Annotated in this window: 19 protein-coding genes and 1 pseudogene; 10 read left to right on the forward strand and 10 right to left on the reverse strand. The window is 52.8% G+C overall.

All coding sequences use genetic code 11. The features are described 5' to 3' along the window. Positions 1–84 precede the first annotated feature (84 nt). The 5 genes from glxR to glxK all read left to right on the forward strand — a co-directional run bounded on the left by glxR (position 85) and on the right by glxK (position 6534). A complete protein-coding gene (glxR, locus tag ACJHWT_RS03440) occupies positions 85–963 on the forward strand; it encodes a 2-hydroxy-3-oxopropionate reductase (RefSeq protein WP_000765839.1) in 879 nt (292 codons plus the stop codon). A gap of 169 nt (positions 964–1132) precedes the next feature. Continuing rightward, positions 1133–2587, forward strand: a complete 1455-nt coding sequence (locus ACJHWT_RS03445) for an allantoin transporter (RefSeq protein WP_000401143.1) — start codon at positions 1133–1135, stop codon at positions 2585–2587. A 60-nt stretch (positions 2588–2647) separates the two neighbouring features. After that, positions 2648–4009 (forward strand): allantoinase AllB, encoded by a 1362-nt coding sequence (gene allB, locus ACJHWT_RS03450; protein WP_000006897.1) that lies wholly within the window; start codon positions 2648–2650, stop codon positions 4007–4009. 56 nt (positions 4010–4065) lie between these two features. Continuing rightward, a complete protein-coding gene (locus ACJHWT_RS03455) occupies positions 4066–5367 on the forward strand; it encodes a uracil/xanthine transporter (RefSeq protein ID WP_000481540.1) in 1302 nt (433 codons plus the stop codon). 21 nt (positions 5368–5388) lie between these two features. After that, the gene (glxK, locus tag ACJHWT_RS03460; RefSeq protein WP_001317663.1) at positions 5389–6534 is read left to right on the forward strand and encodes a glycerate 3-kinase; all 1146 of its coding nucleotides are present in this window, start codon (positions 5389–5391) and stop codon (positions 6532–6534) included. Between the two features lie 128 nt (positions 6535–6662). On the opposite strand, the gene allE is transcribed toward glxK, so the two are convergent. From allE to allD, 3 genes are read right to left on the reverse strand one after another with little or no spacing between them, the layout of a single operon-like run. Beyond that, positions 6663–7448 (reverse strand): (S)-ureidoglycine aminohydrolase, encoded by a 786-nt coding sequence (gene allE, locus ACJHWT_RS03465; RefSeq protein ID WP_000540944.1) that lies wholly within the window; start codon positions 7446–7448, stop codon positions 6663–6665. A 10-nt stretch (positions 7449–7458) separates the two neighbouring features. Continuing rightward, on the reverse strand, positions 7459–8694 hold the full coding sequence (allC, locus tag ACJHWT_RS03470) for an allantoate deiminase (RefSeq protein WP_001317664.1): 1236 nt from the start codon (positions 8692–8694) through the stop codon (positions 7459–7461). 21 nt (positions 8695–8715) lie between these two features. After that, complete coding sequence (allD, locus tag ACJHWT_RS03475) at positions 8716–9765, reverse strand: ureidoglycolate dehydrogenase (protein WP_000703886.1); 1050 nt, start codon at positions 9763–9765, stop codon at positions 8716–8718. A 316-nt stretch (positions 9766–10081) separates the two neighbouring features. Here allD and ACJHWT_RS03480 point away from each other — a divergent pair, with 316 nt between their 5' ends. From ACJHWT_RS03480 to ACJHWT_RS03495, 4 genes are read left to right on the forward strand one after another with little or no spacing between them, the layout of a single operon-like run. Next, positions 10082–11749, forward strand: a complete 1668-nt coding sequence (locus tag ACJHWT_RS03480; RefSeq protein WP_000580808.1) for an acyl-CoA synthetase FdrA — start codon at positions 10082–10084, stop codon at positions 11747–11749. Positions 11750–11758: 9 nt separating this feature from the next. Further along, entirely contained in the window at positions 11759–13018 is a 1260-nt protein-coding gene (locus tag ACJHWT_RS03485; RefSeq protein ID WP_000495398.1) for a DUF1116 domain-containing protein, read from the forward strand. 10 nt (positions 13019–13028) lie between these two features. Further along, positions 13029–13844, forward strand: a complete 816-nt coding sequence (locus ACJHWT_RS03490; RefSeq protein WP_000152514.1) for a DUF2877 domain-containing protein — start codon at positions 13029–13031, stop codon at positions 13842–13844. After that, positions 13841–14734, forward strand: coding sequence for a carbamate kinase (locus ACJHWT_RS03495; RefSeq protein WP_000855388.1), 894 nt, complete (start codon positions 13841–13843; stop codon positions 14732–14734). Before ACJHWT_RS03490 ends, ACJHWT_RS03495 begins: the two co-directional genes overlap by 4 nt. Before the next feature lie 532 nt (positions 14735–15266). Here ACJHWT_RS03495 and purK read toward each other — a convergent pair. The 4 genes from purK to ppiB all read right to left on the reverse strand — a co-directional run bounded on the left by purK (position 15267) and on the right by ppiB (position 18176). Beyond that, complete coding sequence (gene purK, locus ACJHWT_RS03500; protein ID WP_000815523.1) at positions 15267–16334, reverse strand: 5-(carboxyamino)imidazole ribonucleotide synthase; 1068 nt, start codon at positions 16332–16334, stop codon at positions 15267–15269. After that, positions 16331–16840: a 5-(carboxyamino)imidazole ribonucleotide mutase gene (purE, locus tag ACJHWT_RS03505; RefSeq protein WP_001295318.1), complete on the reverse strand. Its 510-nt coding sequence runs from the start codon at positions 16838–16840 to the stop codon at positions 16331–16333. The genes purK and purE overlap by 4 nt, the downstream gene beginning before the upstream one ends. A 116-nt stretch (positions 16841–16956) precedes the next feature. Continuing rightward, positions 16957–17679 (reverse strand): UDP-2,3-diacylglucosamine diphosphatase, encoded by a 723-nt coding sequence (gene lpxH / locus ACJHWT_RS03510; protein ID WP_000212237.1) that lies wholly within the window; start codon positions 17677–17679, stop codon positions 16957–16959. A gap of 2 nt (positions 17680–17681) precedes the next feature. Continuing rightward, on the reverse strand, positions 17682–18176 hold the full coding sequence (gene ppiB, locus ACJHWT_RS03515) for a peptidylprolyl isomerase B (protein WP_000256002.1): 495 nt from the start codon (positions 18174–18176) through the stop codon (positions 17682–17684). Between the two features lie 173 nt (positions 18177–18349). On the opposite strand from ppiB, the gene cysS reads away from it, so the two are divergent. Continuing rightward, on the forward strand, positions 18350–19735 hold the full coding sequence (gene cysS, locus ACJHWT_RS03520; protein WP_000912345.1) for a cysteine--tRNA ligase: 1386 nt from the start codon (positions 18350–18352) through the stop codon (positions 19733–19735). Positions 19736–19770: 35 nt separating this feature from the next. Here the strand turns inward: cysS and ACJHWT_RS03525 are convergent, their stop codons facing one another. The 3 genes and pseudogenes from ACJHWT_RS03525 to folD form a co-directional block, all read right to left on the reverse strand. Continuing rightward, positions 19771–20292 carry a metal-dependent hydrolase gene (locus ACJHWT_RS03525; RefSeq protein ID WP_001143512.1) on the reverse strand — a complete coding sequence of 174 codons (522 nt, stop codon included), beginning with the start codon at positions 20290–20292 and terminating at the stop codon, positions 19771–19773. Between the two features lie 107 nt (positions 20293–20399). After that, positions 20400–20613, reverse strand: a pseudogene (ybcJ, locus tag ACJHWT_RS03530) (ribosome-associated protein YbcJ). A gap of 1 nt (position 20614) precedes the next feature. Next, the gene (folD, locus tag ACJHWT_RS03535; RefSeq protein WP_000729156.1) at positions 20615–21481 is read right to left on the reverse strand and encodes a bifunctional methylenetetrahydrofolate dehydrogenase/methenyltetrahydrofolate cyclohydrolase FolD; all 867 of its coding nucleotides are present in this window, start codon (positions 21479–21481) and stop codon (positions 20615–20617) included. Between the last annotated feature and the right edge of the window lie 215 nt (positions 21482–21696).

The raw sequence follows: 21696 nt of genomic DNA on the forward strand, positions 1-21696 counted from the left end.
AGACAATGCTTTTTTAGGTCGCTAAGTCGGCAGGGGATCGTGTTGTCTGAATTCAGGAAAAGCGAAATTTAAAAGAGGTTAATTATGAAACTGGGATTTATTGGCTTAGGTATTATGGGTACTCCGATGGCCATTAATCTGGCGCGTGCCGGTCATCAACTGCATGTCACAACCATTGGTCCGGTTGCTGATGAATTACTGTCACTGGGTGCCGTCAGTGTTGAAACTGCGCGCCAGGTAACGGAAGCATCGGACATCATTTTTATTATGGTGCCGGATACGCCACAGGTTGAAGAAGTTCTGTTTGGTGAAAATGGTTGTACCAAAGCCTCGTTGAAGGGCAAAACCATTGTTGATATGAGCTCCATTTCCCCGATCGAAACTAAACGTTTCGCTCGTCAGGTGAATGAACTGGGCGGTGATTATCTCGATGCGCCCGTCTCCGGCGGTGAAATCGGCGCGCGTGAAGGGACGTTGTCGATTATGGTTGGCGGTGACGAAGCGGTATTTGAACGTGTTAAACCGCTGTTTGAACTGCTCGGTAAAAATATCACCCTCGTGGGCGGTAACGGCGACGGTCAAACCTGCAAAGTAGCAAATCAGATTATCGTAGCGCTCAATATTGAAGCGGTTTCTGAAGCCCTGCTATTTGCTTCAAAAGCCGGAGCGGATCCGGTACGTGTGCGCCAGGCGCTGATGGGCGGCTTTGCTTCCTCACGTATTCTGGAAGTTCACGGTGAGCGCATGATTAAACGCACCTTTAATCCAGGTTTTAAAATTGCGCTGCACCAGAAAGATCTCAACCTGGCACTGCAAAGTGCGAAAGCACTGGCGCTGAACCTGCCAAACACCGCGACCTGCCAGGAATTGTTTAATACCTGTGCGGCAAACGGTGGCAGCCAGTTGGATCACTCTGCGTTAGTGCAGGCGCTGGAATTAATGGCTAACCATAAACTGGCCTGATACCCGCAATAAAAATGGCCGATATCAGAAAATGAATCGGCCAGCAATATTAAAAAAAGAAAGCAGCCAAAGATGTTGCTTCAGTATTAAAAATAATATTTTTATTTTATTTGTTCCTCATAGCTAGATTAAAAAGACGTTATTCGATACGTGAAATTAAGAGGGATTTATGGAACATCAGAGAAAACTATTCCAGCAACGCGGCTATAGCGAAGATCTATTGCCGAAAACGCAAAGCCAGCGGACCTGGAAAACATTTAACTATTTTACCTTATGGATGGGTTCGGTTCATAACGTTCCCAATTATGTGATGGTCGGTGGCTTTTTTATTCTCGGCTTGTCTACCTTTAGTATTATGCTGGCAATTATCCTCAGCGCCTTTTTCATTGCCGCGGTAATGGTATTAAACGGTGCTGCGGGCAGTAAATACGGCGTACCGTTTGCCATGATCCTGCGTGCTTCTTATGGCGTACGTGGCGCACTGTTTCCCGGATTATTAAGAGGCGGGATTGCTGCCATTATGTGGTTTGGCCTGCAATGTTACGCCGGATCGCTGGCCTGCTTGATCCTGATTGGCAAAATCTGGCCGGGATTTTTAACTCTCGGTGGTGATTTCACTCTGTTAGGCCTTTCTCTACCGGGCTTAATTACTTTCTTACTCTTCTGGCTGGTCAACGTTGGTATAGGTTTTGGCGGTGGCAAAGTTTTAAATAAATTCACTGCCATTCTTAACCCGTGCATCTATATCGTTTTCGGCGGTATGGCGATTTGGGCGATTTCGCTGGTCGGGCTCGGTCCAATCTTTGACTACATTCCGAGCGGTATTCAGAAAGCAGAAAACAGTGGATTCTTGTTCCTGGTGGTGATTAACGCGGTAGTTGCGGTCTGGGCGGCACCGGCGGTGAGCGCATCCGACTTTACGCAAAACGCCCACTCGTTTCGTGAGCAAGCGCTGGGGCAAACGCTGGGTTTAGTTGTGGCCTATATTCTGTTTGCGGTCGCCGGGGTATGTATTATTGCCGGAGCCAGTATTCACTACGGCGCTGACACCTGGAACGTGCTGGATATTGTTCAGCGTTGGGACAGCCTGTTTGCCTCGTTCTTTGCGGTACTGGTTATTCTGATGACGACCATTTCCACTAACGCCACCGGTAATATTATTCCGGCCGGTTATCAGATTGCCGCTATTGCACCGACGAAACTGACCTATAAAAACGGCGTACTGATTGCCAGTATTATCAGCCTGGTGATCTGCCCGTGGAAATTAATGGAAAATCAGGACAGTATTTATCTGTTCCTCGATATTATCGGCGGAATGCTGGGTCCGGTAATTGGTGTCATGATGGCGCATTATTTTATGGTGATGCGCGGACAAATTAATCTTGATGAACTGTATACCGCAGCAGGTGATTTCAAATATTACGATAACGGCTTTAACCTTACCGCGTTCTCAGTAACTTTGGTCGCCGTTATTTTATCTCTCGGTGGTAAATTTATTCCGTTCATGGAGCCTTTATCACGCGTTTCATGGTTTGTCGGCGTTATTGTCGCATTCGCTGCCTACGCGTTATTAAAAAAACGTACAGCAGCAGAAAAAACAGGAGAACAAAAAGTCACAGGTTAATTAATCCCGATATTGAACATTGAGTTAAAAAACCAATCTGTATTTTACAAGGAGTTTGTTATGTCTTTTGATTTAATCATTAAAAACGGCACCGTTATTTTAGAAAACGAAGCTCGCGTTGTAGATATCGCCGTTAAAGGCGGAAAAATTGCTGCTATCGGTCAGGATCTGGGCGATGCAAAAGAAGTGATGGATGCGTCTGGTCTGGTGGTTTCTCCAGGCATGGTTGATGCGCACACCCATATTTCTGAGCCGGGTCGTAGCCACTGGGAAGGTTATGAAACGGGTACTCGCGCAGCGGCAAAAGGTGGTATCACCACCATGATCGAAATGCCGCTCAACCAGCTGCCAGCAACGGTTGACCGCGCTTCAATTGAACTGAAGTTCGATGCCGCTAAAGGCAAGCTGACTATCGATGCGGCACAACTCGGTGGCCTGGTGTCTTACAACATCGACCGTCTGCATGAGCTGGATGAAGTGGGCGTTGTCGGCTTCAAATGCTTCGTTGCGACCTGTGGCGATCGCGGTATCGACAACGACTTCCGTGATGTAAACGACTGGCAGTTCTTCAAAGGTGCGCAGAAGCTGGGCGAACTGGGGCAGCCGGTGCTGGTGCACTGCGAAAACGCGCTGATCTGTGACGAACTGGGCGAAGAAGCGAAGCGTGAAGGTCGCGTAACTGCTCATGACTATGTGGCTTCGCGTCCGGTATTTACCGAAGTGGAAGCGATTCGCCGCGTGCTGTATCTGGCGAAAGTTGCCGGTTGCCGTCTGCACGTTTGCCATATCAGCAGCCCGGAAGGCGTTGAAGAAGTGACTCGTGCACGTCAGGAAGGTCAGGACGTTACTTGTGAATCCTGCCCGCATTACTTTGTACTTGATACCGATCAGTTCGAAGAAATCGGTACTCTGGCGAAGTGTTCACCGCCGATCCGCGATCTGGAAAACCAGAAAGGCATGTGGGAAAAACTGTTTAACGGTGAAATCGACTGCCTGGTTTCCGACCACTCTCCATGTCCGCCGGAAATGAAAGCCGGCAATATCATGAAAGCATGGGGTGGTATCGCCGGTCTGCAAAGCTGCATGGACGTGATGTTCGATGAAGCGGTACAGAAACGCGGTATGTCTCTGCCGATGTTCGGCAAATTAATGGCGACTAACGCAGCAGATATTTTCGGTCTGCAGCAAAAAGGCCGTATCGCCCCAGGAAAAGATGCCGACTTCGTCTTCATTCAGCCGAATAGCAGCTATGTTCTTACCAATGACGATCTGGAATATCGCCACAAAGTCAGCCCGTATGTTGGCCGTACCATTGGCGCGCGTATCACGAAAACCATCTTACGTGGTGATGTGATTTACGACATCGAACAGGGCTTCCCTGTTGCGCCGAAAGGTCAATTTATCCTTAAACATCAGCAGTAATCTGGCCCCTGCAATGCCCGTCCTTGCGGCGGGCATTCTCCGGTTAAGGTGTTTTTATGTTCAATTTTGCAGTCAGCCGCGAAAGCCTGTTATCAGGATTTCAGTGGTTTTTCTTTATTTTTTGCAACACGGTTGTGGTTCCTCCTACGCTACTTTCTGCTTTTCAGTTGCCGCAAAGTAGCCTGCTTACGCTCACGCAATATGCTTTTCTTGCTACCGCACTGGCCTGCTTCGCTCAGGCGTTCTGCGGTCATCGTCGCGCTATTATGGAGGGGCCGGGCGGCCTGTGGTGGGGAACCATCCTGACTATCACCCTTGGCGAAGCATCGCGCGGGACACCGATCAACGATATCGCTACCAGTCTGGCGGTGGGAATTGCGCTCTCCGGCGTGCTGACGATGTTGATTGGTTTTAGCGGATTAGGCCATCGCCTGGCACGGTTATTTACGCCGTCGGTGATGGTCTTGTTTATGTTGATGCTGGGCGCGCAGCTGACCACTATCTTTTTCAAAGGTATGCTCGGGCTGCCGTTTGGCATAGCCGACCCGAATTTTAAAATTCAGTTACCGCCGTTCGCGCTTTCGGTCGCGGTGATGTGCCTGGTACTGGCGATGATTATCTTTCTGCCGCAACGTTTTGCCCGTTATGGCCTGCTGGTCGGTACCATAACCGGCTGGTTGTTGTGGTACTTTTGCTTTCCTTCTTCGCATTCGCTCTCCGGTGAGTTGCACTGGCAGTGGTTCCCGCTCGGCAGTGGCGGTGCTTTGTCGCCGGGGATTATTCTGACGGCGGTGATTACAGGTCTGGTAAATATCAGCAATACCTACGGTGCGATTCGTGGCACGGATGTTTTTTATCCGCAGCAGGGCGCGGGGAATACACGTTATCGTCGCAGCTTTGTGGCGACCGGATTTATGACACTGATAACCGTGCCGCTGGCGGTAATTCCATTTTCACCGTTTGTTTCATCCATTGGTTTATTAACCCAGACTGGCGATTACACGCGGCGTTCGTTTATTTATGGCAGCGTTATTTGCCTGCTGGTGGCACTGGTTCCGGCACTCACGCGACTGTTTTGCAGTATCCCCTTACCGATGAGTAGCGCGGTCATGCTGGTTTCTTATCTGCCTTTACTCTTTTCCGCGCTGGTGTTTAGCCAGCAAATCACGTTTACCGCTCGCAATATTTATCGACTCGCATTGCCGTTATTTGTCGGCATATTTTTAATGGCATTACCGCCTGTGTATCTGCAAGACCTTCCATTAACGCTTCGTCCTCTGCTCAGTAACGGCTTACTGGTCGGAATTTTACTGGCTGTTCTTATGGATAATCTTATTCCGTGGGAACGCATCGAATAATTTGTTGAAAAAGGATTGATAATGAAGATTGTCATTGCGCCAGACTCGTTTAAAGAGAGCTTAAGTGCAGAAAAATGTTGTCAGGCAATTAAAGCCGGGTTTTCGACCCTCTTTCCCGATGCGCACTATATCTGTTTACCGATAGCGGATGGCGGCGAAGGGACAGTGGATGCGATGGTCGCCGCGACGGGCGGCAACATCGTGACGCTTGAAGTCTGCGGGCCGATGGGCGAAAAAGTGAATGCTTTTTATGGCATTACCGGCGACGGGAAAACGGCGGTGATTGAGATGGCTGCGGCAAGCGGCCTGATGCTGGTCGCGCCTGAAAAGCGTAATCCGTTGCTGGCCTCCAGTTTTGGTACGGGGGAGTTAATTCGCCATGCGCTGGATAACGGCATTCGCCATATTATTCTCGGCATTGGTGGTAGCGCGACGGTTGACGGCGGTATGGGCATGGCGCAGGCGCTCGGTGTGCGTTTCCTTGATGCCTACGGTCAGGTGCTGGCGGCTAACGGCGGCAATTTAGCACGCGTGGCAAGTATTGAGATGGATGAATGCGATCCGCGTCTGGCGAACTGCCATATTGAAGTCGCATGTGATGTTAATAATCCGCTGGTAGGGGCACGCGGCGCGGCGGCGGTGTTTGGCCCGCAAAAAGGGGCGACGCCAGAAATGGTCGAAGAGCTGGAACAGGGGCTGCAAAATTACGCCCGTGTTTTACAACAGCAAACTGAAATCAACGTCTGCCAGATGGCGGGTGGTGGCGCGGCGGGCGGTATGGGCATTGCGGCGGCGGTATTCCTCAATGCGGATATTAAACCGGGTATTGAGATTGTGTTGAATGCGGTCAATCTTGCGCAGGCAGTGCAGGGCGCAGCACTGGTGATCACCGGGGAAGGGCGCATCGACTCGCAAACGGCAGGTGGTAAAGCGCCGCTGGGCGTGGCGTCGGTGGCGAAGCAGTTTAATGTCCCGGTGATTGGGATTGCTGGCGTATTGGGTGATGGCGTGGAAGTGGTGCACCAGTACGGCATTGACGCGGTATTCAGCATTTTGCCACGTCTGGCACCTCTAGCCGAAGTGCTCGCCAGCGGTGAAACCAATCTCTTTAACAGCGCGCGAAATATTGCCTGCGCCATTAAAATAGGTCAGGGAATTAAAAACTGACTCTTACCTTTAAAGCGGATGCGATTTATATCGCATCTTTTTTTACCTGAATTGACTACAAAAAAAGCCACGGAATAAACCGTGGCAAAATCCAACATAGCTAAAAATAATCAGGCGAGTGGTATGACTTAAATCTCTACGTCGCGGTTGCAATCTTTTGAGTAAATATAACTAAACGCTTCACCACGCCCTACGCCATAACCGGCCTGTAAGGAGTAAGCGCCCATAAAGATGTAATCGCCTTTTTTCACCGGGATCCAGTTATTGTCGAGGTTATAAACCCCCTGACCGGAAAGAATATAGGCACCGTGTTCCTGGACGTGAGTTTCGATATAACCGTGGCTGGCACCTGGCGCAAAAGAGAGGATATGCATGTTCATATCAAAACCTAACTCTTTGGGCAGAAAATCCAGCAGAATAACATCGTCCATGCCTTCATAATGAATGTGTTCCAGTTCGCTGGCATTGCCAGAAACCAGCCACGGCGCATGACCTTCTACCGGAATATAGCGACGCTTATATAAAAAGATTTGGCTGTCTTCGGCCTGGGCGTTAACAAACGTCATTAAGGAGCCTGGCGGGCAATAAAGATAGCCACCTTCGCTTAAGGCAAATGTTTTCCCTTCGGCTTTGGCAGTGATATTTCCAGAGATCACATACAGGAACGTTTCAATGCCTTCGCCACCGAAGCCCTGTTGGTTGCCGCCGTTTTGATGCAGTGTGACCAGATAATCAACAAAAGAGGCACCCAGCTTTGGCGTGGAGAGGATTGTCGCGTCACAATTTTCAAAGCCCGGAATAATATTTTTTACCAGACCGTCTGGTGTTAACAGTGCGAAATTACCGTGTTTCACAATCGCACGGTTAGCCAGTAAATCATCGCGGTAACCGGTGACGTTATTTAAATATCCCATTTATAACTCCTTATTTCTGCCAGGCAAGTTGATAAAGCATGAGTGCCAACGTTTTGACCCCTTCGGCAAGGTCGGTAATATTGGTGCGTTCCGCCGGGTTATGGCTGATCCCGTTGATGCTGGGAATGAAAATCATGCAGGTCGGCACGCGAGGCGCGAAAATTTGCGCGTCGTGCCCGGCACCACTGTGCATTACCCGGTAGTTCTGTTTTTCACTTTCACACAATTCTGTCAGGGTGGCGACCAGCTCCTTATTCATCGGCACGGGTTCTTCGTCCATCCATAAATCGATATCAATACCAATGTCCATTTCATCGCAAATCGCCCGCATGTCGTTTTCTAACTGCTGGGTGAAATCGCGCAGCACGGCAGCGTCGGTATGACGACAATCAATAGTGAACGTGGTTTTACCCGGCACTACATTCACCGTATTCGGGCGCGGCTCCACCTTGCCAAAGGTCAGCACCAGCGGATCGCCCATCTTTTTCGCTTTCTCAACTGACTGATGGCAAATGCGACTGAAAGCGTAAACCGTATCACGACGATAACCCATCGGCGTGGTGCCTGCATGGTTTGATTCGCCGTTCAGCGTCACCGTATAGCGACGTTGTCCGACAATTGCATTCACCACGCCAATTGACTGACCATTACTTTCCAGCACACAACCCTGTTCGATATGCAGTTCGACAAAGGCTTTAATATCCTGACGCGGAGTTAGTGGGGCGTTCGGCAGAGTAAATCCGCAAGCCTTCATTGCATCGACAAAACTATTTCCTTTGGCATCACAGATATTCCGCACGTCGTCAGGATTCGCCAGCCCAAAGATATTTTTACTGCCCCAGAAGACATACGGGAAGCGGCTGCCTTCTTCTTCCGCCATTGCCACCACTTCGACCGTTCGCAGCGGCGCGCCGTATTGCGTTTTCAGCCAGTCAATCGCCAGCCACGCCGCCAGCGCGCCGAATTGCCCGTCGAGGTTACCGCCGTTAACCACGGTATCGATATGCGAACCGCTCAGAACCACTTCCTGTGGATATTCGGTGCCACTCAGGCGACCGTATAAATTCCCCACTTCATCGAAACGTGTTTCCAGCCCGCTTGCTGCCATTCTTTTTTTAAATTGCTGCTGGGTTTCCAGCCATTCCGGCGAATAAAGTAAACGGGTCATCCCACCCGTTGGGTCAGCGCCAAAAGAGGAAAGCCAGGGCAGCGTTTCTTCTATGGCTTGACGGAAATGTGTAATCATAAGAAAGTCCTGTCTCAATAATTATTGTGCAAAGGGATTTTTCGTTTCGTATGACGTGTTATAAAGCGCGTCGGAAATTAAATACTGGTAAATATCATCAACAATTTCGATGCCTTCGACGGCGGCTTTGCGTTGTTTAATATCCTGATCCTGTCCGGGATAATAAACCTGATTAAAACCGGGCGCGGGGGTAATGGCATTTAATTCGCGCATGGTCTGGCTAAGATGTTGACGGAATAATTCGCTGGAGGAGAAAAAGTTCGGATTAATAACGATATGTAATTGCCCCAAATTACGCCCGGCGTGTAAATCGTCATACATCGAACTAACCTGTCGCCCGAACGGTAAGCCGAGTAAGACGCCTGAGAGGACGTCAATCATCATCATCAGGCCATACCCTTTCGGTCCGGCGGCAGGGAGCAGGGCGTTAACTGCAAATGGATCGGTTGTTGGTGCACCGTTTTTATCGACCGCCCAGGTATCCGGGATAGACATATTACGCGAGCGGGCGTCGAGCACTTTTCCCCATGCCTGTACGGTAGTCGCCATATCAAAGGTAAGGATCTCGTCGCCTTCTCCCGGCGCGGCAAAGGCCAGTGGGTTAGTACCGTAGTAAATTTCCGCGCCGCCAAACGGCACCACCATTGGATCGGACTGGCACATCGAAATGCCAATTAACCCGGCGCGAGCTGCCTGCTGTACAAAATAAGAGATTGCGCCGCTGTGACCCATCCGGCTGATACCGACCACCGCAACGCCTTTTTGCTGGGCGGTTTTGATGGCATGTTCCATACCCATTTTCGCCGCGACCTGTCCGGCAGCATTGTCGGCATGTAAAATTGCCGAGCACGGTCCGGTTTCCTCAAGACGAAACTCCGGTTCGCGGTTGGTGCCGCCTTTTGAAATGCGTTCGGCGTAGTATTCAACGCGCACCGCGCCATGAGAGTGGATCCCTCTGGCATCGGCGTAAACCAATACTTCAGCCACGGTTGCAGCGTGCTCACGTTTTAACCCAGCCTGGCAGAGTTTATTCTCGATTAGCTGGTGGAGTGTTTCCCGACTGATTTTCATCTGTCTTCCTTTTTAACGACGGTGTGAAGCATGACTGCAATTAACATACAGGGAAAATATCTGGATTATGTGATCCAGACAGGCAAAAAAATATAGTTAGAATTTATTTGATAATCCGCTCGCTTTTAACCTGGTTTTTAAAACAACCCCACTTATTAAAAAATAATACGTAATAGCCTGGCGGTTATTTGAATTCTTTTGTTAATAATCCCTGTGTGATATTCATCACCTTATTTACTCGTTGTCATCGATACCGTAATCGCCATATTAACACTGCTCGTGCAATTGCCATGGGTGCAATTTTTAAGGAGTTGTTATGATCCACGCCTTTATTAAAAAAGGGTGTTTTCAGGATTCGGTCAGTTTAATGATTATTTCACGAAAACTCAGCGAATCAGAAAATGTTGATGATGTTTCCGTAATGATGGGTACGCCCGCCAATAAAGCGTTATTAGATACTACAGGTTTCTGGCATGACGATTTTAATCACGCCACGCCGAACGATATTTGCGTGGCAATTCGTAGCGAAGCGGCGGATGCGGGGATCGCGCAGGCGGTTATGCAGCAGCTTGAAGAGGCGCTAAAACAACTGGCGCAGGGTTCAGGCAGCAGCCAGGCGTTGACGCAGGTGCGTCGCTGGGACAGTGCCTGTCAGAAATTACCCGATGCCAATCTGGCGCTGATTTCAGTGGCTGGTGAGTATGCGGCGGAGCTGGCGAACCAGGCGCTGGATCGCAACCTCAACGTGATGATGTTCTCCGATAACGTCACGCTGGAAGATGAAATCCAACTTAAAACCCGCGCGCGGGAAAAAGGCTTGCTGGTGATGGGGCCAGACTGCGGTACGTCGATGATTGCCGCCACGCCGCTGGCTTTTGCTAACGTGATGCCGGAAGGCAACATTGGCGTCATAGGCGCTTCCGGTACCGGGATTCAGGAGCTGTGCTCACAGATTGCGCTGGCAGGGGAGGGAATTACTCACGCGATTGGTCTTGGCGGGCGCGATCTCAGCCGTGAAGTGGGCGGCATCAGTGCGCTAACGGCGCTGGAAATGCTCAGTGCAGACGAGAAAAGCGAAGTGCTGGCATTTGTTTCAAAACCACCTGCCGAAACTGTGCGTCTGAAAATTGTTAATGCCATGAAAGCAACTGGCAAACCGACGGTGGCGCTGTTTTTAGGTTATACCCCGGCGGTGGCCCGCGACGAGAATGTCTGGTTTGCCTCCTCGCTGGATGAGGCCGCTCGTCTGGCTTGTCTGCTTTCACGCGTCACTGCGCGACGTAACGCGATAGCGCCTGTCAGCAGCGGATTTATTTGCGGTTTGTATACCGGCGGTACGCTGGCTGCTGAAGCGGCGGGATTACTTGCCGGACACCTTGGCGTGGAAGCCGACGATACCCATCAACATGGCATGATGCTGGACGCCGACGGACATCAGATCCTCGACCTGGGCGATGATTTTTACACCGTCGGGCGTCCCCATCCGATGATCGACCCGACCTTACGCAACCTGTTAATTGCCGATCTCGGCGCTAAACCGCAAGTGCGCGTGTTGCTGCTTGATGTCGTGATTGGCTTCGGTGCGACCGCCGATCCTGCCGCCTCGCTGGTGAGCGCCTGGCAAAAAGCCTGTGCCGCGCGTTCAGACAATCAACCACTGTATGCCATTGCCACGGTGACAGGCACTGAACGTGACCCGCAATGCCGCTCGCAGCAAATCGCCACGCTGGAAGATGCGGGGATCGCGGTAGTGAGTTCGCTACCGGAAGCCACCTTGCTGGCTGCGGCGTTAATTCATCCGCTCTCGTCAGCCACACAGCAACACACACCGTCATTACTGGAAAACGTCGCCGTGATTAACATCGGATTACGCAGCTTTGCGCTGGAGCTACAAAGCGCCAGCAAACCGGTTGTGCATTACCAATGGTCGCCAGTCGCCGGCGGCAATAAAAAACTGGCTCGTTTATTAGAACGTTTGCAATAAGGGGTTCCCATGTTTACATCAGTGGCGCAAGCCAATGCTGCGGTTATCGAACAAATTCGTCGCGCTCGTCCACACTGGCTGGATGTGCAACCGGCTTCTTCACTTATCAGCGAACTAAACAAGGGCAAAACACTGCTTCACGCCGGGCCGCCAATGCGCTGGCAGGAGATGACCGGGCCAATGAAAGGGGCGTGCGTGGGCGCATGTCTGTTCGAAGGCTGGGCGAAAGATGAAGCGCAGGCACAGGCAATGCTGGAGCAGGGGGAAGTGAACTTCATTCCTTGTCACCATGTGAATGCTGTCGGGCCAATGGGCGGCATTACTTCTGCCAGTATGCCGATGCTGGTGGTCGAGAACGTGACCGACGGCAACCGGGCGTACTGCAACCTCAACGAAGGTATCGGCAAAGTGATGCGTTTTGGCGCTTACGGCGAAGATGTTCTGACTCGCCATCGCTGGATGCGCGATGTGTTAATGCCAGTATTAAGCGCGGCGCTGGGGCGCATGGAGCGCGGTATCGATCTCACCGCGATGATGGCGCAGGGCATTACCATGGGCGATGAGTTCCATCAACGCAATATTGCTTCCTCAGCACTGTTAATGCGTGCGCTGGCCCCACACATTGCTCGCCTCGATCATGATAAACAGCACATCGCGGAAGTGATGGATTTCCTCAGCGTGACCGATCAGTTCTTCCTTAACCTCGCGATGGCTTACTGCAAGGCGGCGATGGATGCTGGTGCGATGATCCGCGCAGGCAGCATCGTCACGGCTATGACCCGCAACGGCAATATGTTCGGGATTCGGGTAAGCGGGCTGGGCGAACGCTGGTTTACTGCGCCTGTAAACACTCCCCAAGGGCTGTTTTTCACCGGCTTCTCGCAGGAGCAGGCGAACCCGGATATGGGCGATAGCGCAATTACCGAAACCTTTGGTATTGGCGGTGCGGCGATGATCGCAGCGCCTGGCGTAACGCGCTTTGTCGGTGCGGGTGGCATGGAAGCGGCCAGAGCGGTATCTGAAGAGATGGCGGAAATCTTCCTTGAACGCAATATGCAGTTGCAGATCCCCGGCTGGGATTTCCAGGGCGCGTGCCTGGGGCTGGATATTCGTCGCGTGGTAGAAACCGGCATTACGCCGCTCATCAATACCGGAATCGCCCATAAAGAGGCGGGGATCGGGCAGATTGGCGCAGGCACTGTGCGGGCACCGTTGGCCTGCTTTGAACAAGCGCTGGAAGCACTGGCTGAAAGCATGGGGATAGGTTGAGGAACGCGCAATGACGATCATCCATCCTCTGCTTGCCAGCCGTAGCGCACCGAATTATCGCCAGTCCTGGCGGTTAGCGGGCGTGTGGCGGCGGGCGATTAACCTGATGACGGAAAGCGGCGAACTGTTAACGCTGCATCGTCAGGGTAGTGGTTTCGGCCCCGGAGGATGGGTGCTTCGCCGCGCGCAATTCGATGCGTTATGCGGTGGATTATGCGGCAATGAACGACCACAGGTTGTGGTTCAAGGGATTCGCCTCGGGCGTTTCACGGTTAAACAGCCACAGCGTTATTGTTTGCTGCGTATTACGCCGCCTGCGCATCCTCAACCGCTTGCCGTTGCATGGATGCAACGCGCGGAGGAAACCGGGCTTTTCGGGCCACTGGCGTTGGCGGCAGGCGATCCGCTTCCTGCTGAATTACGCCAGTTTCGTCACTGTTTTCAGGCCGCGCTCAATGGCGTTAAGACCGACTGGCGGCACTGGCTGGGTAAAGGCCCAGGATTAACGCCAAGTCATGATGACACGCTGAGCGGAATGCTGCTGGCGGCCTGGTATTATGGCGCTTTAGATGCGCGCTCCGGTCGCCCGTTTTTTGCCTGTTCCGACAATCTTCAACTCGTTACCACAGCGGTGAGCGTCAGTTATTTACGTTATGCCGCGCAAGGATATTTCGCCTCGCCACTCCTGCACTTTATTCATGCTCTGAGTTGCCCGAAACGTACCGCTGTTGCGATTGATTCGCTGCTGGCGCTGGGGCATACGTCAGGGGCAGATACGCTGCTGGGGTTCTGGCTTGGCCAACAATTATTACAAGGAAAATCATGAAAACACTGGTTGTGGCTCTTGGGGGCAACGCCTTACTCCAGCGCGGTGAGGCGCTGACGGCAGAAAATCAATATCGCAACATTGCCAGTGCTGTACCCGCACTGGCGCGCCTGGCCCGTTCTTATCGGCTGGCGATTGTTCACGGCAACGGGCCACAGGTGGGGCTGCTGGCGTTACAGAATCTGGCGTGGAAAGAGGTAGAACCGTATCCGCTGGATGTGCTGGTAGCGGAAAGCCAGGGGATGATTGGCTATATGCTGGCGCAGAGCTTGAGCGCACAGCCGCAGATGCCGCCCGTGACGACGGTGCTGACGCGCATTGAGGTTTCGCCTGATGATCCGGCGTTTTTGCAGCCAGAGAAGTTTATTGGTCCGGTTTATCAGCCAGAAGAACAAGAGGCACTGGAAGCGGCTTACGGCTGGCAGATGAAACGTGATGGTAAATATTTACGCCGGGTGGTGGCGTCTCCGCAACCGCGTAAAATTCTCGACAGCGAAGCCATCGAGTTGTTGCTCAAAGAGGGGCATGTGGTGATTTGCAGTGGCGGCGGCGGTGTGCCTGTGACGGAAGACGGGGCAGGGAGTGAAGCGGTGATTGATAAAGATCTTGCCGCTGCGTTGCTCGCCGAGCAGATTAATGCCGATGGACTGGTGATCCTCACCGATGCTGATGCGGTATATGAAAACTGGGGAACGCCGCAGCAACGTGCCATTCGCCATGCCACACCGGATGAGTTAGCGCCATTTGCCAAAGCCGATGGTTCGATGGGGCCGAAGGTAACGGCGGTGAGTGGCTATGTCAGAAGCCGTGGTAAACCCGCGTGGATTGGGGCGTTATCGCGGATTGAAGAGACGCTGGCGGGCGAAGCGGGGACTTGTATTTCGCTGTAGTGATGGGCACCAGGCAATTGGCACATCCAGCCTGATGCGATGCTGGCGCGTCTTATCAGGCCTACAGTCGGTGTTGGAGCGGTGGGCCGGATAAGGCGTTTACGCCGCATCCGGCAATCGGCACACCATGCCTGATGCGATGCTGGCGCATCTTATCAGGCCTACAGTCGGTGTTGGAACGGTAGGCCGGATAAGGCGTTCACGCCGCATCCTGCAATCGGCACACCATGCCTGATGCGATGCTGGCGCGTCTTATCAGGCCTACAGTCGGTGTTGGAGCGGTGGGCCGGATAAGGCGTTTACGCCGCATCCGGCAATCGGTACACCATGCCTGATGCGATGCTGGCGCGTCTTATCAGGTCTACAGGCGGTGTCGGAACGGTAGGCCGGATAAGGCGTTCACGCCGCATCCGGCAATCGGCACACCATGCCTGATGCGATGCTGGCGCGTCTTATCAGGTCTACAGGCGGTGTCGGAACGGTAGGCCGGATAAGGCGTTCACGCCGCATCCGGCAAGAAAATGAGCATCAATTAACTGAACTTGCTCTGCGCCCACATCACGCCGCTGGCATACTCCGGCGGCAGCAGTGGGATTAAGGCTTCCAGCGTCGCGGTCAGACGCGATGTGTCGCTGTCGGTCAAATTTAAATGCCCCACTTTACGGCCCGGACGGACTTCTTTGTCGTACCAGTGCAGATGCACAAGCGGCAGTTTCAGCCAGTCATAATTCAGATCGCTACCAATCAGATTGATCATCACCGACGGATTATTCACTACTGGTTGCGGTAACGGCAGATCGGTAATCGCCCGCAGATGTAGCTCAAACTGGCTGATGCTGGCACCGTTTTGTGTCCAGTGACCGCTGTTATGCACACGCGGAGCCAGTTCGTTGATCAGCAGACCTTGCGGGGTGACAAAACACTCCATCGCCATCACGCCCACATAGCCCAGCTCCTGCATAATCGCCGACAGCATCTCTTCGGCTTGCGCTTGCTGCTGCGCGTTGGCCTGCGGGAAAGCGACGCTGGTGCGCAAAATACCGTCCTGATGCAGGTTATGCGTCAGCGGATAAAACACGGTGCTACCATCAAAGCCGCGCGCGCCAACCAGCGACACTTCGCCAGAGAAGTTTATGCCCTGCTCGACAATACATTCGCCGTAGCATTCAGCCGGTAACTGTTCGGTTTCATCGGCGCGTAAACGCCATTGACCGCGTCCGTCATAGCCACCAGTGCGACGCTTAACAATCGCCAGCTCACCTAAACGATCAAACACCGCAGGCCACTCGCTGCGATCGGCAAGTAACTGCCACGGTGCGGTCGGTAGGTGAAGCTTGTCGAAAAGCTGCTTCTGAGTCAGACGGTCAGCAATAATCGGGAACACATCGCGGTTCACAAAGGCCGGATGGCGCGCCAGCTCGCGGGTTAATGCGGTTTCCGGCCAGCGTTCGATCTCAGCGGTAATCACGCTTTGTTGAAAAGGCACCGCCGCCGGTTCAGCGTCCAGCCCGACCGGCCAGACAGCAATGCCTAACGGTTCGCCTGCCTGACGCAGCATACGGCCTAACTGCCCGTTACCGAGGACGCAAACCTGTTTCATGCCGCACCTCGCGGGTCCGGGTTTTCCAGCACTTCATCAGTTTGTGCTTTGCGCCAGTCATTCAGACGCTGGTGCAATTCTTTATCATGAGTCGCAAGAATTTGTGCTGCCAGTAATGCCGCGTTTGCCGCGCCAGCTTTACCAATCGCCAGTGTACCCACCGGAATGCCGCGCGGCATTTGTACGATAGAGTAGAGGCTATCGACACCGCTCAGTGCGGCGCTCTGTACTGGCACGCCCAGCACTGGCACCAGCGTTTTGGCGGCAATCATGCCTGGCAGGTGCGCTGCGCCGCCTGCGCCCGCAATAATCACCTGATAACCGTTCTCTTCGGCACTTTCGGCGAAGCTGAACAGTTTATCGGGGGTGCGGTGAGCAGAAACCACTTCAACGTGGTGTGGGACATTCAGGATTTCGAAGATTTCGGCGGCGAACTGCATGGTAGCCCAGTCGCTTTTGGACCCCATCACGATGGCGACACGCGCCGGATTATTGCGGGAAGACATGCGTCTTAAAACTCCTGTGGTGCACAACTCTCGGCTTTAGAGGGCACAGAGAATAGCACGGAAAGAGAGCAAGGAAAACGGTTGCGTGGCTGTGAAATCAGCAAAGTTGCGGGTATTTAAAACGGAAAATGAATCAGCTCAACGTCATCTGCCGTGACTTTCACCATTGAACCTTCAGTATGCCAGGCACCCAGCACGACGCGGAAAGCAGGTTGCTGATTGGCGATAAGTTCATGTACTGCCGGGCGATGGGTATGCCCGTGAATCAGCCATTGCACCTGATGTTTTTCCATCGCACTGACCACCGCGTTTTGGTTAACGTCCATGATCGCCAGCGATTTACTGCTGTTGGCTTCTTTGCTGTTCGCTCGCATTCGCGCGGCAATGCGTTTGCGCACAAACAACGGCAGGGCGAGGAATAGCGTTTGCAGCCAGGGTTTGTGGACTTTGGCGCGAAAAGCCTGATAACCGGCGTCATCGGTGCACAGCGTGTCGCCATGCATAATCAATACCCGGCGACCATACAGTTCGAGCACCTTTTCTTCCGGCAATAACGTCATGCCGCTTTCACGGGCAAAGCGTTTGCCGAGCAGAAAATCACGGTTGCCATGAATGAAATAACAGGGAACACCGGAATCGGACACCGCTTTGATCGCTGCCGCCATCTGGCGATGGAGTGGGTTGGGATCGTCGTCGCCAATCCACGCTTCAAACAGATCGCCAAGAATATACAGCGCGTCGGCCTTGCGGGCTTCCCCCGCTAAAAAACGCAGAAAACCGGCGGTGATCGCCGGTTCTTCCGCGCAGAGATGAAGATCTGCAATAAAGAGTGTCGCCACGATTACTCGCTAACGGTCACGCTTTCAATGATAACGTCTTCTTTTGGCACGTCCTGGTGCATACCGCTACGACCGGTTGCGACACCTTTGATTTTGTCTACCACGTCCATGCCTTCAACCACTTCAGCAAACACGCAGTAACCCCAACCTTGCAGGCTTTCGCCAGAGAAGTTCAGGAAGTCGTTATCAACCACGTTGATGAAGAACTGTGCAGTTGCAGAGTGCGGTGCCTGAGTACGGGCCATTGCCAGTGTACCACGGGTATTTTTCAGACCGTTGTTGGCTTCGTTTTTGATCGGTTCTTTGGTGGCTTTTTGTTTCATGCCCGGTTCAAAACCGCCGCCCTGAATCATAAAGCCGTTGATAACACGGTGGAAAATGGTGTTGTTGTAAAAACCTTCGCGGCAGTAGTCCAGGAAGTTTTTAACTGTTTCAGGTGCTTTATCGTCAAAAGTTTTGATGACAATATCGCCGTGATTGGTGTGGAAAGTAACCATTTTTGCATCCTGTTCCGTTTGATTGGTGCTTCAACCCGGTTCGGGTCATATATAGGGTGGTGTTATAGCATAACCGCACGATCGGATCATCACGCAATGTATGCTGATTCGCGCGGGAAATATGGGTATTATACGCAACTCAATTACCCACACATGTCTAAACGGAATCTTCGATGCTAAAAATCTTCAATACTCTGACACGCCAAAAAGAGGAATTTAAGCCTATTCACGCCGGGGAAGTCGGCATGTACGTGTGTGGAATCACCGTTTACGATCTCTGTCATATCGGTCACGGGCGTACCTTTGTTGCTTTTGACGTGGTTGCGCGCTATCTGCGTTTCCTCGGCTATAAGCTGAAGTATGTGCGCAACATTACCGATATCGACGACAAAATCATCAAACGCGCCAATGAAAATGGCGAAAGCTTTGTGGCGCTGGTGGATCGCATGATTGCCGAAATGCACAAAGATTTTGATGCTTTGAACATTCTGCGCCCGGATATGGAGCCGCGCGCGACGCACCATATCGCAGAAATTATTGAACTCACTGAACAACTGATCGCCAAAGGTCACGCTTATGTGGCGGACAACGGCGACGTGATGTTTGACGTACCGACCGATCCGACATATGGCGTGCTGTCGCGTCAGGATCTCGACCAGCTGCAGGCAGGCGCGCGCGTTGACGTGGTCGACGACAAACGCAACCCGATGGATTTCGTTCTGTGGAAGATGTCGAAAGAGGGCGAACCGAGCTGGCCGTCGCCGTGGGGCGCGGGCCGTCCAGGCTGGCACATTGAATGTTCGGCAATGAACTGCAAGCAGCTGGGTAACCACTTTGATATTCACGGCGGCGGTTCAGACCTGATGTTCCCGCACCACGAGAACGAAATCGCTCAGTCCACCTGTGCGCATGATGGTCAGTATGTGAACTACTGGATGCACTCCGGGATGGTAATGGTTGACCGCGAGAAGATGTCCAAATCGCTGGGTAACTTCTTTACCGTGCGCGATGTGCTGAAATACTACGACGCGGAAACCGTGCGTTACTTCCTGATGTCGGGCCACTATCGCAGCCAGCTGAACTACAGCGAAGAGAACCTGAAGCAGGCGCGTGCGGCGCTGGAGCGTCTCTACACTGCGCTGCGCGGCACAGATAAAACCGTTGCGCCTGCCGGTGGCGAAGCGTTTGAAGCGCGCTTTATTGAAGCGATGGACGACGATTTCAACACCCCGGAAGCCTATTCCGTGCTGTTTGATATGGCGCGTGAAGTAAACCGTCTGAAAGCAGAAGATATGGCAGCGGCAAACGCGATGGCGTCTCATCTGCGTAAACTTTCCGCCGTATTGGGCCTGCTGGAGCAAGAACCGGAAGCGTTCCTGCAAAGCGGCGCGCAGGCAGACGACAGCGAAGTGGCTGAGATTGAAGCGTTAATTCAACAGCGTCTGGATGCCCGTAAAGCGAAAGACTGGGCGGCGGCAGATGCGGCGCGTGACCGTCTGAATGAGATGGGGATCGTGCTGGAAGATGGCCCGCAAGGGACCACTTGGCGTCGTAAGTAATTGCGCTATTGCCGGATGCGAGTTTTCGCATCCGGTTATCGCCTGCGCCACCACAACATTCCCATCAGTAGCATCCCCGGCAACCACACCCACATTAATTCAGAAATAATCACCTGATGCCCGTACGGCGTGGTGTAACGAGACAATGCAAACGGCGCGACTTTAATCACCTGCCAGGGGGCGAAAAAGCGTTCATCTGACCACGGCCACAGCCAGCCAACCCCTTTACCGCCAGTGGTTACCGAATCCAGCAAGCTGTGCGATAGCAACGAGACGGTTAAAAACAGCCAGCAGCGAATCAGCCCAGCCCTGAACCATCGGCGTCCAATCAGCACACATAACAGCGGGACAACAAACGCAAACACCAGCGAATGGGTAAACCCGCGATGACCAAAAACATTGCCGTAAGCAACGCCAAATTTAAACGACAAGACGTCGGCATCGGGCAGCATCGCCAGGATGATTCCGGCAAATAACAGGCGCGGAGGGATGACTTTCGAACCCAACCCTAAAGCAATGCAAAGGGGAACGGCGGCGTGCGTAATAACGGTTGGCATGATGGTCGCTTCGGCAAAATGTCGATGCTATCAGCATGGATGAACGGGGCGTAGAGGGCAAAAGTCTGAAAAGAGAACCGGCCTGTTGTTACAGGCCGGGAAAGGGATCAGGCAACAACCTGTACGCTGTGACCGGCAAAACTCACTGTCTGCCCGGCAACGATTTTGCAGCGTTTGCGCGTTTCAACCGCACCGTCGACTTTCACCTGGCCTTCTGCTATCGCGATTTTCGCCTGCGGCGCCGCTTTCGCTCCAGCCTTCCAGTTTCAGCAAGTCGCACAGCTCAACGTGCGGATGTTTACCTAAAGAAAATGTCGCCATGTTACTCACCCTGTGGATCATGATATTCAACGCACGCCTGTAGCGTGTTTTCAATCAGCGTGGCAACCGTCATCGGGCCAACGCCGCCCGGAACAGGCGTAATGTATGAGGCGCGTTTAGCCGCGTCTTCAAACACGACGTCGCCCACAACTTTGCCATTTTCCAGACGGTTGATGCCGACATCAATCACAATTGCGCTTTCTTTGATCCAGTCACCAGGAATAAAGCCCGGCTTGCCGACGGCAACGATCAGTAGATCGGCATTTTCTACGTGGTGACGCAGATTTTTAGTGAAACGGTGAGTCACGGTGGTGGTGCAACCTGCCAGCAGCAGTTCCATGCTCATTGGGCGACCGACGATATTCGATGCGCCAATCACCACGGCGTTGAGGCCGAAGGTATCAATGTTGTAACGCTCAAGCAGCGTGACGATACCGCGCGGGGTGCAGGGACGCAGACGCGGCGCGCGCTGGCACAGACGACCGACGTTGTAAGGATGGAAACCGTCCACGTCTTTGTCCGGATGAATACGTTCCAGCACTTTGACGTTATCAATACCCGCCGGTAACGGCAGTTGAACCAGAATGCCATCGATGGTGTTGTCGGCATTCAGCGCATCGATAAGCTCCAGCAGCTCCGCTTCGCTGGTGGTTTCCGGGAGGTCATAAGAGCGGGAGACGAACCCGACTTCTTCACAAGCCTTGCGTTTGCTTGCGACATAAATTTGCGATGCAGGGTTACTACCCACCAGCACAACGGCCAGTCCTGGTGCCCGCAGTCCGGCTGCAATACGCGCCTGAACTTTTTGAGCAACTTCAGAGCGCACCTGCTGCGCAATCGTTTTACCGTCAATAATCTTTGCTGCCATCAGAGAGAGGATTCCATCTGTTACGTAGGTCGAAGGGGATGCGCCTATTTTGTCAGAAGCGTGGCGCGCTGTCAGTTTTCGTTTTCTGAAAAGTAAAACCTTCTGTACCTGGCTGATTCACACCTATCATGATAACCGTCGTTGGTTTGCCGCCATAGTGAGCTACATCTGATGCGGTCGTACACTTGTTCAGCAACTGGTTCAAAAGCCATTGA

Source organism: Escherichia sp. WS338 (genome assembly GCF_046486405.1).
In the GTDB taxonomy this organism is placed as follows: domain Bacteria; phylum Pseudomonadota; class Gammaproteobacteria; order Enterobacterales; family Enterobacteriaceae; genus Escherichia; species Escherichia coli.

Coding starts and splice junctions, on each gene's coding strand:
- glxK (WP_001317663.1), top strand. CDS start 5,389: ATGAAGATTGTCATTGCGCCAGACTCGTTTAAAGAGAGCTTAAGTGCA.
- ACJHWT_RS03490 (WP_000152514.1), top strand. CDS start 13,029: ATGACGATCATCCATCCTCTGCTTGCCAGCCGTAGCGCACCGAATTAT.
- allD (WP_000703886.1), bottom strand. CDS start 9,765: ATGAAAATCAGTCGGGAAACACTCCACCAGCTAATCGAGAATAAACTC.
- ACJHWT_RS03495 (WP_000855388.1), top strand. CDS start 13,841: ATGAAAACACTGGTTGTGGCTCTTGGGGGCAACGCCTTACTCCAGCGC.
- ACJHWT_RS03480 (WP_000580808.1), top strand. CDS start 10,082: ATGATCCACGCCTTTATTAAAAAAGGGTGTTTTCAGGATTCGGTCAGT.
- cysS (WP_000912345.1), top strand. CDS start 18,350: ATGCTAAAAATCTTCAATACTCTGACACGCCAAAAAGAGGAATTTAAG.
- ACJHWT_RS03445 (WP_000401143.1), top strand. CDS start 1,133: ATGGAACATCAGAGAAAACTATTCCAGCAACGCGGCTATAGCGAAGAT.
- purK (WP_000815523.1), bottom strand. CDS start 16,334: ATGAAACAGGTTTGCGTCCTCGGTAACGGGCAGTTAGGCCGTATGCTG.
- ACJHWT_RS03525 (WP_001143512.1), bottom strand. CDS start 20,292: ATGCCAACCGTTATTACGCACGCCGCCGTTCCCCTTTGCATTGCTTTA.
- allE (WP_000540944.1), bottom strand. CDS start 7,448: ATGGGATATTTAAATAACGTCACCGGTTACCGCGATGATTTACTGGCT.
- glxR (WP_000765839.1), top strand. CDS start 85: ATGAAACTGGGATTTATTGGCTTAGGTATTATGGGTACTCCGATGGCC.
- ACJHWT_RS03485 (WP_000495398.1), top strand. CDS start 11,759: ATGTTTACATCAGTGGCGCAAGCCAATGCTGCGGTTATCGAACAAATT.
- allB (WP_000006897.1), top strand. CDS start 2,648: ATGTCTTTTGATTTAATCATTAAAAACGGCACCGTTATTTTAGAAAAC.
- ACJHWT_RS03455 (WP_000481540.1), top strand. CDS start 4,066: ATGTTCAATTTTGCAGTCAGCCGCGAAAGCCTGTTATCAGGATTTCAG.
- allC (WP_001317664.1), bottom strand. CDS start 8,694: ATGATTACACATTTCCGTCAAGCCATAGAAGAAACGCTGCCCTGGCTT.
- purE (WP_001295318.1), bottom strand. CDS start 16,840: ATGTCTTCCCGCAATAATCCGGCGCGTGTCGCCATCGTGATGGGGTCC.
- folD (WP_000729156.1), bottom strand. CDS start 21,481: ATGGCAGCAAAGATTATTGACGGTAAAACGATTGCGCAGCAGGTGCGC.
- ppiB (WP_000256002.1), bottom strand. CDS start 18,176: ATGGTTACTTTCCACACCAATCACGGCGATATTGTCATCAAAACTTTT.